This is a genomic window from Pseudomonas yangonensis (assembly GCF_009932725.1).
Classification (GTDB): domain Bacteria; phylum Pseudomonadota; class Gammaproteobacteria; order Pseudomonadales; family Pseudomonadaceae; genus Aquipseudomonas; species Aquipseudomonas yangonensis.
Window position 1 is genome coordinate 169,882 of the sequence record NZ_BLJU01000005.1, and the last position, 13,800, is coordinate 183,681.

The following is a 13,800-nucleotide window of genomic DNA, read 5'->3' on the forward strand; positions in this document are numbered from 1 at the left end:
CGGCAAACCAGGGGTAAACGCCTATAAGGCAATGACTGGGCTGGAGAAACACAAATCGGGTGTTTATCCATATAGGACGGATGAGATGGGAAAAACCCGCAGGTGCAGATGAAAAAAATTTTTATTCAGCGAGCTTTACTACCAACCAGCGGGTCAACCCACGCCCGGCACGCTATGCGTTCTTTTCTTGGTAGAATCGCCCCCTTTATTCGCCGTCGAGCATCCCGACTGTTTCCCCTCAAGGACGCAGAAAGGGTGAAGTCGGCCTCCAACAACCAGAGTGACGATGCCTCAAGAATCGAACATCTCCATCACCAGCACACGCCCTACCCTGTCCCGCCGCTTCTCCGTGGCGCCGATGATGGATTGGACTGACCGCCACTGCCGTTACTTTCTTCGCCAGCTGTCGAAGCACGCCTTGCTCTACACCGAGATGGTCACCACCGGCGCGCTGATTCACGGTGATCGCGAACGTTTCCTGCGTTACAGCGAATGCGAGCATCCCATCGCGCTACAGCTGGGCGGCAGCAACCCGCAGGATCTGGCCACCTGCGCGAAGATGGCCGAAACCCACGGCTATGACGAAGTGAATCTCAATGTTGGCTGCCCCAGCGACCGGGTGCAGAACAACATGATCGGCGCCTGCCTGATGGGCCATCCGGCGCTGGTGGCCGATTGTGTGAAAGCCATGCAGGACGCCGTAAGCATCCCGGTCACGGTCAAGCATCGTATCGGCATCAATGGCCGTGACAGCTATGCCGAGCTATGCGATTTCGTCGGCCAGGTGCTTGACGCCGGCTGCCGCAGCTTCACCGTACATGCCCGAATCGCCATCCTCGAAGGCCTGTCACCGAAGGAGAACCGCGAGATCCCCCCGCTGCGCTACGACGTCGCCGCCCAGCTCAAGCAGGATTTCCCGGACCTGGAAATCATCCTCAACGGCGGTATCAAGACTCTCGAGGAATGCGAGCAGCACCTGCAGACCTTCGATGGGGTGATGCTCGGCCGCGAGGCTTATCACAACCCCTATCTACTGGCGCAGGTGGACAGCCGTCTGTTTGGCGCCACAGACGCTGGCATCAGCCGCATGGATGCCCTGCTTGCACTGAAGCCCTACGTTGAACGGCATCTGCAAGAGGGCGGCACCCTGCATCACGTCAGCCGCCACGTACTCGGCCTGGCTCAGGGCTTCCCAGGTGCGCGGCGTTTCCGCCAGCTGCTGTCGGTAGACATTCACAAGGTACAGGACCCGCTGGGCCTGCTCGACCAGGCAGCCGAACTGCTACGCGGGCATTAACAGGCTGCTGATCGGGCGTGCTCAGTCGATAGCGACTGCGCCCGGTGGTCTGCACCAGGCCGTTTTCCTCCATACGGCGCAGCACCTGGCGCACGCTGACCAGAGACAGCGGCTCGCCGGCCTCGCTCAGCTGTCGGTGCAACTCGCGCGCCGAAACGCCCTGCTCATCATTGGCGCTGCACAGCGCCTCCACCACCTTGAGCCGGGGCATGCTGAAGCGCAGCCCGACAGCCTGCAGCCAGTCACGGCACTGGCGCGTATCCGGTCCCGCGGAAACTGAACGAGAAGGCAGGGTTCGGGTCGACATATTCGGGCTCCTTGGCGGCTCGTCTAAAGTCGGACTCCACCGACTGCGGTGCATTCTCACGCACTGTCATAGGTAATGACGAACGAGTCAGCGAAAACCACAGCCCTGAAAAGGTAAATTTTGTAAGTGACCCGACCGTTGAGCGCCTTCGGCACCTCGGGTAAGGTCATGCCATCTGCAACGACAAGGCCTCGTCATGACCTCCAAGCTGGAACAACTCAAGCAGTTCACCACCGTAGTCGCCGACACCGGTGACCTCGACGCCATCGCCCGCCTGCAACCGGTGGACGCTACTACCAACCCCTCGCTGCTGCTCAAGGCCGCTGCCCTGCCCCGCTACGCCGACCTGCTACGTCAGGCGATCGATGCCGGCAAGGGAGATCAGGGCCTGGCCTGCGACCATTTCGGGGTAGCCGTCGGCCAGGAGATTCTCAAGGTCATTCCGGGGCGCATCTCAACCGAGGTCGATGCTCGCCTATCATTCGACACCGACGCCACGTTGCTCCGCGCCGAACGCCTGATCGGCCTTTATGAGCAAGCCGGCATCGGCCGCGACCGCGTACTGATCAAGATCGCTGCCACCTGGGAAGGCATCCGCGCCGCCGAGCAACTGGAGAAAACCGGCGTGCAGACCAACCTCACCCTGCTGTTCGCCTTCGCCCAGGCGCAGGCCTGCGCCGATGCCGGCGTCTTCCTCATCTCCCCTTTCGTCGGTCGCATTTACGACTGGTACAAGAAAGCCGAGGGCCGCGACTTCGTGGGCAGCGAAGATCCGGGCGTGCAATCGGTGACGCGTATCTATGACTACTACAAGGCCAACGGCTACGACACCGTGGTGATGGGCGCGAGCTTCCGCAACCTCGGTCAGATCGAGGCGCTGGCCGGCTGCGACCGCCTGACGGTCAGCCCCGAGCTACTGCAGAAACTGGCCGAGGACGATGGCCAGCTGACTCGGAAACTGCAGCCGGGTGCAACCGGAGAGCCTCGCCAGAACCTCAACGAAGGCGCCTTCCGCTGGGCTCTGAACGAGGACGCCATGGCCACCGAGAAACTGGCTGAGGGCATTCGCCTGTTCACCCGCGATCAGGAAAAGCTCGAAGCACTGCTGGCCGCCAAGGCCTGAAATGACGAAGGGGCGTCAGCCAAGCTGACGCCCCTTTCAATCTGAAAGCCTAATCGAGAACTCAGTGCCGTTCCAGCGCGCTGACCAGATCGTGGAACGCCTCGCGGTTGGAGTCGTTGAGCCCCATCAGGATGCGGTGCGCCTCCAATACCTTGGCCTTGACCACCTCTTCGGACTGATCCTGTGACGGAAGATCATCCAGGCATTCCGGGCACGGAATTGGCCGATCAACGATATTGAATACCTGATCGAAGCCCATGGATTCCAGAAGACGGGTAATGTCGTCGTGAGTGGTGACAACGGTCGGCAACAGACCAACTTTCTGCCGCGACAAAATGGACAATTTAGCCAGCAAGCCAAGAGTAGTACTGTCGATACTGCGAGTTTCGGTCAGGTCGATGACAATGGCCGAAAAATTCAACGCGGTAAAAATCTTTTCAATCGTGGCATCCAGTGCTGAACACAAGGTCAGACGGACTTCGCCGACGAACTTCAGGACGAATGTTCCGTCCTGCTCGGCAAATTGGATGCGACCGGGGCTTATCCCAGGGTTCATGCAAGGTTCCTGCTCAACACCAGCAAGGCGATATCATCCGGCATCTCGCCCAGATTGGCCAGACCGAGAACTTGACGCAAACCGCTTAGCGTACCGCCAGCCTGGCTAACCAGTTGTGGCAACGCCAGTTCCTTCTCTTTCAGCGTTTCGCCCGGCAACAGATCGAGAATGCCGTCCGACAGCAGGGTCAGGCTGAAAGACTCCGGCAACTCCATCACCAGATCACCGTATTCAGCCTCCTGAAACAGGCCGACCGGCAGGCCCCGGCCCTCCAGGTAACGCGCCTGGCCGTTCTCGAACAGCACCGGCAGGGGCAGATGCCCACCGACGCTGTAGGTAAGCATGCCGTTCTCCTCGTCGATCACCCCGCCAAGCATGGTTACATGTTTGCCCAGCTTGCAGTTGATCAGGCCACGATTGATGTGGCCGAGGACATCGGATGGTTTGAATTCAGGCAAGGTGCCGTTGCGCCGCCACTCGTAGAGCAGCCGGGTGGTCATGAACTTGAGCAGCACGGTGACGAATGCCGAGGATGCGCCATGCCCGGAAACGTCGGCCAGATAGAAGGCGATGCGCCGCTCGTCGATACGGAAGTAATCGACGAAGTCGCCGGACAGGTACAGCGAGGGAATAATCTGGTGCGCGAAGGTCAGTCCGTCAGTCTGCCAGGGCGTTCCCGGCAGCATGTTCATCTGCACCTGGCGGCCGGCATTCTGATCCTCCTGCAGCAGGTGCAGGCTGGCCTGCAGCTCGCGGTTGGTCGCCTCCAGCTTCTCGCGATAGCGCTGGTTCTCGACGCGCAGCCGCGAACGATCCAGCGCGCGGCGCACCGAGTGCTCCAGCACGGCGAGGTCTTCGAGGGGTTTGATCAGGTAGTCGGCAGCGCCAAGACGCAGGGCTTCGACGGCATCGTTCATCACGCCTGCCCCCGAGACCACGATCACCGGGACCTCGACGCCGAGCGCATTGATACGTCGGATCAGTTCAAGACCGTCGACCTGCGGCATGCGCAGGTCACAGATCATCAGGTCGGGGCCTTCCTGCTGGAACACTTCCAGCCCCTGCAAACCGTTGTTGGCCTGCAACACCTTGAAGCCGCTGTCCTCGAGGTAGGCCGCGAGGCTTGCACGCACGACATCGTCGTCGTCGATGATCAGCAGAGTGGCACTGGTTTTGTGCATGGGGTATCCAGGCAAACTGCGCCAGGGCAATTTTGGTCACTGCCCGTGGCGCGGCGCCGCTCATTGGCGCCAGGGCGATTTCAAGGGGCAGACGGTACTCCCATCTGCCAGCCGATTCAAGCCGGGACCGGTCGTCGTTCGGCGGCTTTACAGGTCAAATCGACGAGAGTTATAAGAGCCGCGGAAGAGCTCATAAGAAGAGGACAGGGTCCATGAGTCAGAATGATCGAGCGTACAGCGAGAAACGCGACTACATCCGCATGCGACTGGAAGCAGCAGTCGTCCTCCATCACGCTGGCCGGGAAATCCCTGCCCTGTGCCTGGATCTCTCCAGCACTGGCATGCAAATCGAGGCGGAAGTCGCCTTGAGCATGGGTGACAAGGTCAAAGTTCACATCCCTTCCGAACACAGCGAGCTGGCGGGTCTGGATGCCCAGGCTGAGGTGGTTCGGGTAAACGATCTGGGCGACGGTCGACAGTCGCTGGGCCTGGCTATCATATCCATGAGCTGAAATCTGCACTTACGAAAAAGGCGGCTTTGGGGCCGCCTTTTTTTTGTATCCACGGAGCGTTGCTTACGCAGCCGTGAGCTCATCGGATGCTCAGAAATCGTCTTCGACTTGTCCATCCTTGATCTTGTACTCACGGCTCTGCAGGTAGGCATTGCGGATGAAGATGTACTTGTCGCCGCTAATCAGGCGCTCGGCCTGCAGCAGATTGGCTCGGGTGTCGACTACCTGAACGCCCCGGGTAACGTTACGGGTCGGCACGTGATCCATGTACGGGTACGGCGTCAGCAAACTGTCCGGTACTCGCCCCGCGGCATCGCGCACCGTGCTTGGGCCGAGGAACGGGATGACCAGGTATGGGCCACTTTCCAGACCCCAGACGCCGAGGGTCTGACCGAAATCCTCGTTGTTCTTCTGCAGGCCCATGTGCTTGGCCACATCGAAAAAGCCAAGAATGCCGAACGTGGTGTTGAAGATCAGGCGACCGGTGTCGACACCGGCGTTATGCAGCTTGCCCTGCAGCAGGTTGTTGGCCAGGTTGCCGACGTCGCCGATATTGCCGAAGACGTTATGCACGCCATCTTCGAGAAACTGCGGCGTAACCGCCCGGTAACCCTGTGCCACGGGTTTCAGCGCATAGGTATCGAGGGTATCGTTGAAACGGAAGATCGGGCGATTGAAACCTTCCCAGGGGTCTTCTTCCGAAGCAGCCTGGCCCATGGCAGGCAACAGGCTCAGGCTCACCAGGGCCATCAGGCCACTCAGGCGCGCGATCCAGCGAGCACCGATCACATGCATTGAAATCTCTCCTTGAGGGAAATAAGGTGGCCACCGCCAGCGGCCCGAAGGGCGCGTAGTATAAAGCCTGGAGCCCGCATTGGGCAGCATAGCGAAGAAAAGCGATGAGCGATAAAACCCTGCTGCACACCGCGCATATCCCCGTACGCTGGGGCGACATGGACAGCTATGGGCATGTCAATAACATCATCTACATGCAGTATCTGGAAGAAGCCCGCGTCGCCTGGTTCAAACTGGCCGGGGTAGCCATAAGCAACGTGCCGTTCGGCCCAGTGGTGCTGCAGACCCAGCACACCTATCTCAAACCCGTGGTGCATCCCGCCACCGTGGTGGTGGAACTTAAGCCCGGTGCGGTAGGCCGCAGCAGCCTGGTGATCGAGCATCGGCTGAGCACCCTCGAGGATCCGCTGACGACCTACGGCGAGGGATACTGCAAGCTGGTATGGGTCGATCACGCCAGTGGCAAGTCAGTGACTCTGCCCGAGCACGTGCGCGCCCTGTTCACCGTCACCTGACGGTCATATTCCGGTCATCCGATGCCACTAGATTGGCCTGGGCCTTTGCCACGGATGATCCCATGCCCTTCTCCTGCACTGCCCTGATCTTTCAACTGTCCGGCTGCCTGGTCGATTTCGGTGCCCGCACGCTGCCTGTCGCACTGCAACGCTTGCATCCCGAGCACACTGACAGGCCTGTCGCTGGCACACCTCAACAAGCACTGGAAGCCTGGCTGGGCAAACCGGCGACAGCAGCGCAACTGCAGGCGCTGGAGCAGGCCCTTGGCGAAGTCGCAGGGGCGCATGCGGAGCTGACCCCTGGCGCTGCCGAGCTACTGCAAATTCTGCATGACAACCGCACGCCCTGCGCCTGGCTGGACCACCTGCCAGCCGATGCCAGCTTGCGCCTGGCTCAGGCACTACCGGCGTCCATCGAGGCGGTGACCACTGCCCAGACCAGGCCATGGCCTGCACCGGAAAGCTGCTGGCAGGCACTGACTCAATTGGGTGTCGAGCGCCTGGAAGGCTGCATCGTCGTCAGCGGCAATCCCTTGTTGCTGCAGGCTGGGCTCAATGCCGGCTGCTGGACCATCGGCCTGGCCGCCTGTGGCCCACTGTGCGGCCAGGCTCCAGCCGACTGGCAGGCACTCGAGGCAATCGAGCAGGAGCGCCTACGTGCCGAGGCTACACTGCAGCTCTATCGCCTGGGCGCTCATTCAGTGGTCGACCATCTGGGCGAGATCAAGGCCAGCCTCGAAGATATCGGCATGCGCCGCAGCAAGGGCGAAAAGCCCTGAGCGCTTGATCGGGATCAGGCAAAGCCGGCCCGCTTGGATTAACCTTGAGGTACGGGATGAAAACTTCCCGCAGCGCGGGGGGTCAATGTCTATGCCGATTCGACAAGGAGAGAACTCTATGCCAGCAAACGACCTGCAGCAGCAATTGGAAGCCCTCCAGCAGCACCTGGCTCAGGACACGCCTCTCAGTGAGGAAGAACGTGCATCGCTGTACCTGCTGACTCAGGAAATCGAAGTGCAACTGGCGCGTGAAGCCGCAGCGGCGCCCGACGCCACGCTGGTAGATGGCGTCAATCTGGCGGTGGAGCGTTTCGAGGCCAGCCATCCCACCCTCGCCGGCACCCTGCGCAATATCATGCAGAGCCTAGCCAACATGGGCATCTGAACGCCCGCGGAAGCTGCCGAGAACTCAAACAAAATGCCGCCCAATGGCGGCATTTTTCATGGACTACTGACGCGCCAGGCGAGCATTGTCCGGGGTGATCGCTTCGCTGCTGCGGTACGGGTTGATATCCAGCCCGCCGCGGCGCACATAGCGCGCATAGACACTGAGCGATTGCGGCTGCAGCAGGCGCTGCAGATCGAGGAAGATGCGTTCCACGCACTGCTCGTGAAAGTCGGCGTGCTGGCGGAAACTCACTAGGTAAGCCAGCAGACTGGCGTGATCCAGCGCGGCGCCATGATACTCGACCACCAGGCTGCCCCAGTCCGGCTGGCCGGTGACCGGGCAGTTGGACTTGAGCAGATGGCTGTGCAGGCGCTCCTCCACCACGCGACTCGCATCGCAACGCAGCAGCTCAGGCTGCGGCTGGTCGTACTGGCTGACGCGGATGTCCAGTTCATCGATGCATTGGCCCGGCAGCGTCGCCACGCCCTCTGCCGACACCTCGCCCAGCGAGCGCAGGCGCACTGCCACCGGCTTGCCGGCTACCGCGGAGAGGTCCCGCGCCAGGGTGGCCTGCACCTCATCCCAACTGGCGAACGCGGTCTGGTTCAGCGAGTTGAGGTAGAGCTTGAAGGACTTCGACTCGATGATGTTCGGCGAATCGGCCGGAATGGCGAACTCGCCAATGGCCACCACCGGTTTGCCGGACGGCAGCAGCCAGGAAAGCTCGTAGCAGTTCCAGTAGTCGACGCCCTGATAGGGCAAATTGGCGCCATCCAGGCCCAGCTCCGCCCACTTGGTGCTGCGTGAGATGGGGAACAGCAAATCGGGGCTGTACTCGGCGATGTACTGGCTGGACTTGCCCAGCGGGGAATGTTCGGCGGGGTGCTGCATGGCGCGCAATCCGGGGTAGCGAAAAACCGCGCGAGTTTAACGGGTTGCGCGCCAGGCCGCACCCGCGAAGCACGACGCCGGCCACCTGTAGGAGCGAGCTCTGCTCGCGAATTGCCTTACAGCCAGAAGCTTCGCGAGCAGAGCTCGCTCCTACAACAATGAGTTCCGCAGCGTCCTGTGGGAGAGGCTTTCGGCTCGGGCATCCTGCTTCGCTCTACCTCCTGCATCCCTGCAGTCGTAGCCGCGAAGGCTGCAAAAGCTCGCAGCTAAAGCGCCTCCCACAGGATTCAGACCGTCACCGGCTCCTGCTCGATCATCCGCAGCGGCGCCCAACGCCTGAGCAGCAGGTACAGCGTGGGGATCACATAGAGGGTGAAGAAGGTCCCCACCAGCAGCCCGCCGACGATCACCAGGCCGATCTGCTGACGGCTTTCGGCGCCGGCGCCGCTGGCGATGGCCAAAGGCAGCGAGCCGAGCACCATGGCGCCGGTGGTCATCAGGATCGGCCGCAGGCGCTGTACCGAAGCCTCGATCACCGCCTCGCGCAGTGCCCTGCCCTCACGCAGCAGGTGGTTGGCGAACTCGACGATGAGGATGCCGTGCTTGGTGATCAGGCCGATCAGGGTCACCAAACCGATCTGCGAATAGATGTTCCAGGTGCCGCCGAACAGCTTCAGCGCCAGCAAGGCGCCGGCCATCGACAGCGGTACGCTGAACAGGATGATCAGCGGATCGCTGAAGCTTTCGAACTGCGCCGCCAACACCAGGAAGATGAAGGCCAGGGCCAGGGCGAAGATCAGCAGGATACCCGAACTGGACTCCTTGAAATCTCGCGAAGTGCCGGTGTAGTCGTACTGCGTCTCCGGCGGGAATACCTCGCGGGCGGCCGCCTCCAGATGATTGAGCGCCTCGCCCAAGGTGTAGCCCGCCCCGACGTTGGCACTGATGGTCACCGCGCGCAGTTGGTTGAAGTGGTTGAGTTCGCGCGGCGCCACCGTCTCGCGCACTTCGATCAGGTTGGACAGCTGCACCATGCCGCCCTCGCGATCGCGCACGTAGACGCGATCCAGATCCTGCGGGTTGCTGCGGTCGATATCCTGCAACTGCACCAGCACGTCGTACTGCTCGCCGTTCTGCTTGAAGCGGGTCACCTGGCGACTACCGAACAGGCTCTCCAGACTGCGCCCGATCACCGACACGTCGGTGCCCACGGCCGCGGCCTGCTCGCGATTGACGGTGATCTTGAGCTGCGGCGAGTTGAGCTTGAGGTCGCTGTCCAAGCCCTCCAGGCCCGGATAATCACGCATGCGCTCCATCAGCTGGTCGACGTAGCCCTGCAGCTCGGCGTACTCCATGGACGAGCGGATAACGAAGTTGATCGGCTGGTTGCGCGCGCTCTGCCCCAACGGCGGGCGGTTGACCGGGGTGACACGCATGCCGGCAATGTCCTGCAACCTGGGCAGCAGCTCGTTACGTATCTCGAACTGGCTGCGCGCACGGTCGCCCCAGTCCTCCAGCTTCATGAAGGAAATGCCCTGGGCCACGGTCGGGAAGCCGGCTACCACCAGATAACGATTGGTCTCGGGAATGCTGGCATAAGCGGCCTCGACCTCGCGGGCATAGCGGGCGGTGTAGTCGATGGTGGCGCCATCCGGGCCATTGAACACGCCAACGATGGTGCCGGTGTCCTCGGTTGGCGCCAGCTCCGAACGCAGGCCGCTGAACAGCCAGGCACACAGCACGAAGGCCGCCAGCAGCACGCCAAGCACCAGTGGCCAGGCGTGCAGAGCACGATCCAGGCTGTGCTTGTAGCTATAGGTCAGGCCATTGAGGAAACCTTCGATCAGGTTGTACACGCGACCGTGGCGCTGCTCGTGCTGGTGCGGTTTGAGCATGACTGCGCACATCATCGGTGTCAGCGTCAGGGCAACGAAACCTGACACCAGCACCGAGCCAGCCAGGGTCCAGGCGAACTCGGTGAACAGCTTGCCCGTGGTGCCCTGCATGAAGCCGATCGGGGCGAACACGGCGGCCAGGGTCAGGGTCATGGCGATCACCGCGAAGGCGATCTCGCGGCTGCCCTTGAAGGCGGCCTGCATCGGCTTCATCCCCGCCTCGATATGCCGATGGATGTTCTCCAGCATGACGATGGCATCGTCCACCACCAGGCCGATGGCCAGGACCATGGCCAGCAACGTCAGCGTGTTGATGGTGAAGCCCATCAGCGACATCAGGGCGAAGGCGCCGATCAATGATACTGGGATGGTCACCAGCGGGATCAGCGTGGCGCGCAGCGAGCGCAGGAAGATGAAGATGATCAGGATGACCAGCGCCACGGCTTCCCAGATGGTGGTGAAGACGTTGTCGATGGACTCGCGGATGAACTGCGAGTTGTCATTGGCCACCGTCATGTTCATGCCGTCGGGCAACAGCGCCTTGACCTCGTCCCAGGCCGCCGCGAGGCCATCGGATATATCCAGCGGGTTGGCCGTAGCCTGCTTGACCAGACCGAGGGTCACCGCCGGCAAACCGTTGAAGCGCACCACCGACCTCTCGTCGCGCGGCCCCACTTCGGCGCGACCGACGTCGGACAGGCGCAGCAGGTAGCCTTGCGAGTCATCGAGGATCAGCTCGTTGAACTGCTCCGGCGTGCGCAGATCGGTTTCCGACAGCACGCTGAACTCACGCTCGCGCGACTCGATACGGCCGGCCGGGATCTCCACGTTCTGCCGGCGCAGGGCGTCCTCGACGTCCTGCACGGTCAGGTTGTGCGCGGCAAGCTTCTCCGGGTCGAGCCAGATGCGCATGGAAAACGTCCGGGCGCCGCGCACCTGCACTTCGGACACGCCGGGTATGGTCTGCAGACGGTCCTTGATCACCCGCTCCAGCACGTCGGTGATCTCCATCGCGCTGTGCTGCTGGCTGTGGAAGGCGATCCACACCACCGGCTGGGCATCGGCCTCGACCTTCTGCACGATGGGTTCGTCCACCTCGTCCGGCAGCAGGTTGCGCACCCGGCCCAGGCGATCACGTACGTCGTTGGCCGCTTCATCGGCGCTACGGCCGAGACGGAACTGCGCGGTGATCTGAGTGTTTTCCGCACGGCTGATGGAGGTGACGAAGTCCAGACCCTCGATACCCGAGAGCACATCCTCTACCGGCTGCGCCACCTGCGACTCCATGATTTCGGGGCTGGCACCGGGATAGGTGACCTGCACGGTGACGATGGGCACGTCGATATTGGGGTATTCGCGCACGTTGAGACGGTCGTAGGCCATCAGACCCAGCAGCACCACGATCAGCGACAGGACGGTGGCGAAGACCGGCCTGCGAATGCAGACGTCGGAGAGCGTCACGGCTGGCGCTCCCCGCTCTTGCTGCGCACCGCCAGCCCTTCGCGTACGCGCTGCCAGCCTGCGCTGATCACCGTCTCGTCACCCTGCAAACCCTCGCGCACCTCTACCAGGCCATCGAAACGCTTGCCCAGGATCACCTCGCGGCGCTCGACCTTGCCGTCCACCAGCAGATTCACCAGCAGCTTGTCGCCCTGCGGCATCACCGCCTCCTCGGGAATCACCAGCGCGTCGGGGCGCTCCTCGAGGATCACCGAAACGCGGACGAACTGGCCTGGGCGCAGACGGCGATCATCGTTGCCGATATGCGCGCGGATGGCCTGGCTGCGCCCGGCTTCGTCCAGACGCGGATTGATGGCGAAGATCTCGCCGCGAAAGCGCTCGCCAGGGTAGGTATCGAGGGTGATTTCCACGGTCTGGCCGAGCCGCACCTGAGCCACGGCCTTCTGCGGAATGCGGAAGTCGACCTTGAGCGGGTCGAGCTCCTCCAGATTGACGATGTTCTGTCCGGCGCTGAGGTAGTCGCCGACACTGGCCTGGCGCAGGCCGAGCGTGCCGTCGTAGGGTGCCTTGATCTGGGTCTTGTCGAGTCGCGCCTGAGCCAGGGCCTGGCTGGCACGCGCAGCCTGCAACTGGCTCTGCGCCTCATCCAACGCCTGTGCGTTGCTGGCGCCACGCTGGAACAGCATCTGCGCGCGCTGATGGTTCTTTTCGGCGAGATCGAGATTGGCCCGGGCCTGGGCAAACTCGGCCCGGGTAATGGCATCGTCGAGGCTGACCAGCAGATCGCCGGCAGTCACCGCCTGCCCCTCGCGAAAATGCAGGGTGGCCAGGCGCCCTTCCACTTCCGGACGAATCATCACCGACTCGTCGGAACGCAGCGAACCGAAGGTGATCAGCTCGTCGCGCACCTCCATCTGCCGCACCGGCACGACCTCGACCATCGGCCCTTCGGCGGCCACTGCAGGCAACGCGCAAAAGCCCAGCAACAGCCACGGAAGCGCACGCAACAGCCCGGTCATGATCAGCCCCTTCTTCTTGGTAGAAGCGGAGTCTAACCGGCTGCTGCGTCGGTGCCAGCCTTACAAGTTATTTCGCTATGTGTTGACGTGGACAGGCAGAGGATAGGCAGTTACGAAGAGGGCTTATAGGTGTTCAGCGGTGTAGACGGTGTCCGGCAGAATCGCGGCTGAAGCCGCTCCCACGGAATAGTGAAACCAGTAGGAGCGGCTTCAGCCGCGATGCTGTCGAAGCGCCCCGGATTACATCCGGACTACGCGATCAGGCGAAGAAATTCGCCTGATCGCGGCTCATCACTGACGCATGCCGCGACCGCTGATCAGCAGACGAATGCACAGGGTATAGAGCACGGCAGTGGCCAGCAGCATGAAGCCGATGGCTACGCCGATGCGGATGTCGGACACGCCGAGAATGCCGTAGCGGAAGGCGTTGACCATATGCAGGATGGGGTTGCCCATCGACACAGCCTGCCAGAACGGCGGCAGCAGGGAGATGGAATAGAACACCCCGCCCAGGTAGGTCAGCGGCGTCAGTACGAAGGTGGGGACGATGGAGATGTCGTCGAAGTTGCGTGCAAACACCGCGTTGACGAAACCGCCAAGGGAGAAGATGGTGGCCGTCAGCAGCACCACCAGCACCGTCACGCCGAGATGATGCACCTGTAGGTGGGTGAAGAACAGCGACAGGATGGTGACGATAACACCCACTGCCAGCCCGCGCAGCACGCCGCCGATGACGAAGCCGATGAGGATGGTGTGCGGTGATACCGGCGACACCAGCAGCTCCTCGACGTTGCGCTGAAACTTGCTGCCGAAGAAGCTCGACACCACGTTGCCGTAGCTGTTGGTGATCACCGACATCATGATCAGCCCCGGCACGATGTACTCCATGTAGGTGAAGCCGCCCATGTCGCCGATCTGCCGGCCGATCAGGTTACCGAAGATGACGAAGTACAAAACCATGGTGATGGCTGGCGGCAGCAGCGTCTGCGGCCAGATGCGCACGAAGCGGCGCACCTCGCGATGAACGATGGTACGCAGGGCCACCAGGTTGGCGGCAAACTCGCTGTTGATGTACTGGGTA

The 13,800-nt window shown here is 62.0% G+C and carries 13 protein-coding genes and 1 pseudogene; 6 read left to right on the top strand and 8 right to left on the bottom strand.

The genetic code is table 11. The annotated features are described in order from the left end of the window. Positions 1–286: 286 nt before the first annotated feature. A complete protein-coding gene (dusA, locus tag GYB81_RS09525; RefSeq protein WP_161867795.1) occupies positions 287–1,297 on the top strand; it encodes a tRNA dihydrouridine(20/20a) synthase DusA in 1,011 nt (336 codons plus the stop codon). Positions 1,298–1,376: 79 nt separating this feature from the next. On the opposite strand, the pseudogene GYB81_RS25005 reads toward dusA, so the two are convergent. After that, positions 1,377–1,658, bottom strand: a pseudogene (locus GYB81_RS25005) (hypothetical protein); the annotation flags it as partial. A gap of 142 nt (positions 1,659–1,800) precedes the next feature. Here GYB81_RS25005 and tal point away from each other — a divergent pair. Beyond that, complete coding sequence (gene tal / locus GYB81_RS09535; RefSeq protein ID WP_161867796.1) at positions 1,801–2,727, top strand: transaldolase; 927 nt, start codon at positions 1,801–1,803, stop codon at positions 2,725–2,727. 61 nt (positions 2,728–2,788) lie between these two features. Here the strand turns inward: tal and rssC are convergent, their stop codons facing one another. Further along, a complete protein-coding gene (gene rssC / locus GYB81_RS09540) occupies positions 2,789–3,271 on the bottom strand; it encodes an anti-sigma factor antagonist RssC (RefSeq protein WP_024308595.1) in 483 nt (160 codons plus the stop codon). Between the two features lie 8 nt (positions 3,272–3,279). Next, positions 3,280–4,464, bottom strand: a complete 1,185-nt coding sequence (gene rssB, locus GYB81_RS09545; RefSeq protein WP_161867797.1) for a two-component system response regulator RssB — start codon at positions 4,462–4,464, stop codon at positions 3,280–3,282. A 212-nt stretch (positions 4,465–4,676) separates the two neighbouring features. Between rssB and GYB81_RS09550 the strand changes: the two genes are divergently transcribed. Continuing rightward, complete coding sequence (locus GYB81_RS09550; protein WP_161867798.1) at positions 4,677–4,976, top strand: PilZ domain-containing protein; 300 nt, start codon at positions 4,677–4,679, stop codon at positions 4,974–4,976. Between the two features lie 90 nt (positions 4,977–5,066). Here GYB81_RS09550 and GYB81_RS09555 read toward each other — a convergent pair whose 3' ends face one another. Continuing rightward, positions 5,067–5,771, bottom strand: a complete 705-nt coding sequence (locus tag GYB81_RS09555) for an MlaA family lipoprotein (RefSeq protein WP_161867799.1) — start codon at positions 5,769–5,771, stop codon at positions 5,067–5,069. Positions 5,772–5,875: 104 nt separating this feature from the next. On the opposite strand from GYB81_RS09555, the gene GYB81_RS09560 reads away from it, so the two are divergent. The 3 genes from GYB81_RS09560 to GYB81_RS09570 all read left to right on the top strand — a co-directional run bounded on the left by GYB81_RS09560 (position 5,876) and on the right by GYB81_RS09570 (position 7,450). Beyond that, positions 5,876–6,286 carry an acyl-CoA thioesterase gene (locus tag GYB81_RS09560; protein ID WP_161867800.1) on the top strand — a complete coding sequence of 137 codons (411 nt, stop codon included), beginning with the start codon at positions 5,876–5,878 and terminating at the stop codon, positions 6,284–6,286. A gap of 62 nt (positions 6,287–6,348) precedes the next feature. Continuing rightward, complete coding sequence (gene pcrP, locus GYB81_RS09565; protein WP_161867801.1) at positions 6,349–7,065, top strand: HAD superfamily inactivated hydrolase PcrP; 717 nt, start codon at positions 6,349–6,351, stop codon at positions 7,063–7,065. A gap of 118 nt (positions 7,066–7,183) precedes the next feature. Next, positions 7,184–7,450 carry a DUF4404 family protein gene (locus GYB81_RS09570; protein WP_161867802.1) on the top strand — a complete coding sequence of 89 codons (267 nt, stop codon included), beginning with the start codon at positions 7,184–7,186 and terminating at the stop codon, positions 7,448–7,450. Positions 7,451–7,513: 63 nt separating this feature from the next. On the opposite strand, the gene queF is transcribed toward GYB81_RS09570, so the two are convergent. The 4 genes from queF to GYB81_RS09590 form a co-directional block, all read right to left on the bottom strand. Then, positions 7,514–8,344: an NADPH-dependent 7-cyano-7-deazaguanine reductase QueF gene (queF, locus tag GYB81_RS09575; RefSeq protein ID WP_161868033.1), complete on the bottom strand. Its 831-nt coding sequence runs from the start codon at positions 8,342–8,344 to the stop codon at positions 7,514–7,516. Between the two features lie 287 nt (positions 8,345–8,631). After that, positions 8,632–11,700 (bottom strand): efflux RND transporter permease subunit, encoded by a 3,069-nt coding sequence (locus GYB81_RS09580; RefSeq protein WP_161868032.1) that lies wholly within the window; start codon positions 11,698–11,700, stop codon positions 8,632–8,634. Beyond that, complete coding sequence (locus tag GYB81_RS09585) at positions 11,697–12,719, bottom strand: efflux RND transporter periplasmic adaptor subunit (protein ID WP_161868031.1); 1,023 nt, start codon at positions 12,717–12,719, stop codon at positions 11,697–11,699. The genes GYB81_RS09580 and GYB81_RS09585 overlap by 4 nt, the downstream gene beginning before the upstream one ends. A gap of 291 nt (positions 12,720–13,010) precedes the next feature. Beyond that, entirely contained in the window at positions 13,011–13,790 is a 780-nt protein-coding gene (locus tag GYB81_RS09590) for an ABC transporter permease (RefSeq protein WP_161868034.1), read from the bottom strand. Positions 13,791–13,800 lie beyond the last annotated feature (10 nt).

Bases quoted from the DNA above. Each gene is read 5' to 3' on its own strand.
- dusA (WP_161867795.1), top strand. From the start codon at position 287: ATGCCTCAAGAATCGAACATCTCCATCACCAGCACACGCCCTACCCTG.
- tal (WP_161867796.1), top strand. From the start codon at position 1,801: ATGACCTCCAAGCTGGAACAACTCAAGCAGTTCACCACCGTAGTCGCC.
- rssB (WP_161867797.1), bottom strand. From the start codon at position 4,464: ATGCACAAAACCAGTGCCACTCTGCTGATCATCGACGACGACGATGTC.
- GYB81_RS09550 (WP_161867798.1), top strand. From the start codon at position 4,677: ATGAGTCAGAATGATCGAGCGTACAGCGAGAAACGCGACTACATCCGC.
- GYB81_RS09555 (WP_161867799.1), bottom strand. From the start codon at position 5,771: ATGCATGTGATCGGTGCTCGCTGGATCGCGCGCCTGAGTGGCCTGATG.
- GYB81_RS09560 (WP_161867800.1), top strand. From the start codon at position 5,876: ATGAGCGATAAAACCCTGCTGCACACCGCGCATATCCCCGTACGCTGG.
- pcrP (WP_161867801.1), top strand. From the start codon at position 6,349: ATGCCCTTCTCCTGCACTGCCCTGATCTTTCAACTGTCCGGCTGCCTG.
- GYB81_RS09570 (WP_161867802.1), top strand. From the start codon at position 7,184: ATGCCAGCAAACGACCTGCAGCAGCAATTGGAAGCCCTCCAGCAGCAC.
- queF (WP_161868033.1), bottom strand. From the start codon at position 8,344: ATGCAGCACCCCGCCGAACATTCCCCGCTGGGCAAGTCCAGCCAGTAC.
- GYB81_RS09585 (WP_161868031.1), bottom strand. From the start codon at position 12,719: ATGACCGGGCTGTTGCGTGCGCTTCCGTGGCTGTTGCTGGGCTTTTGC.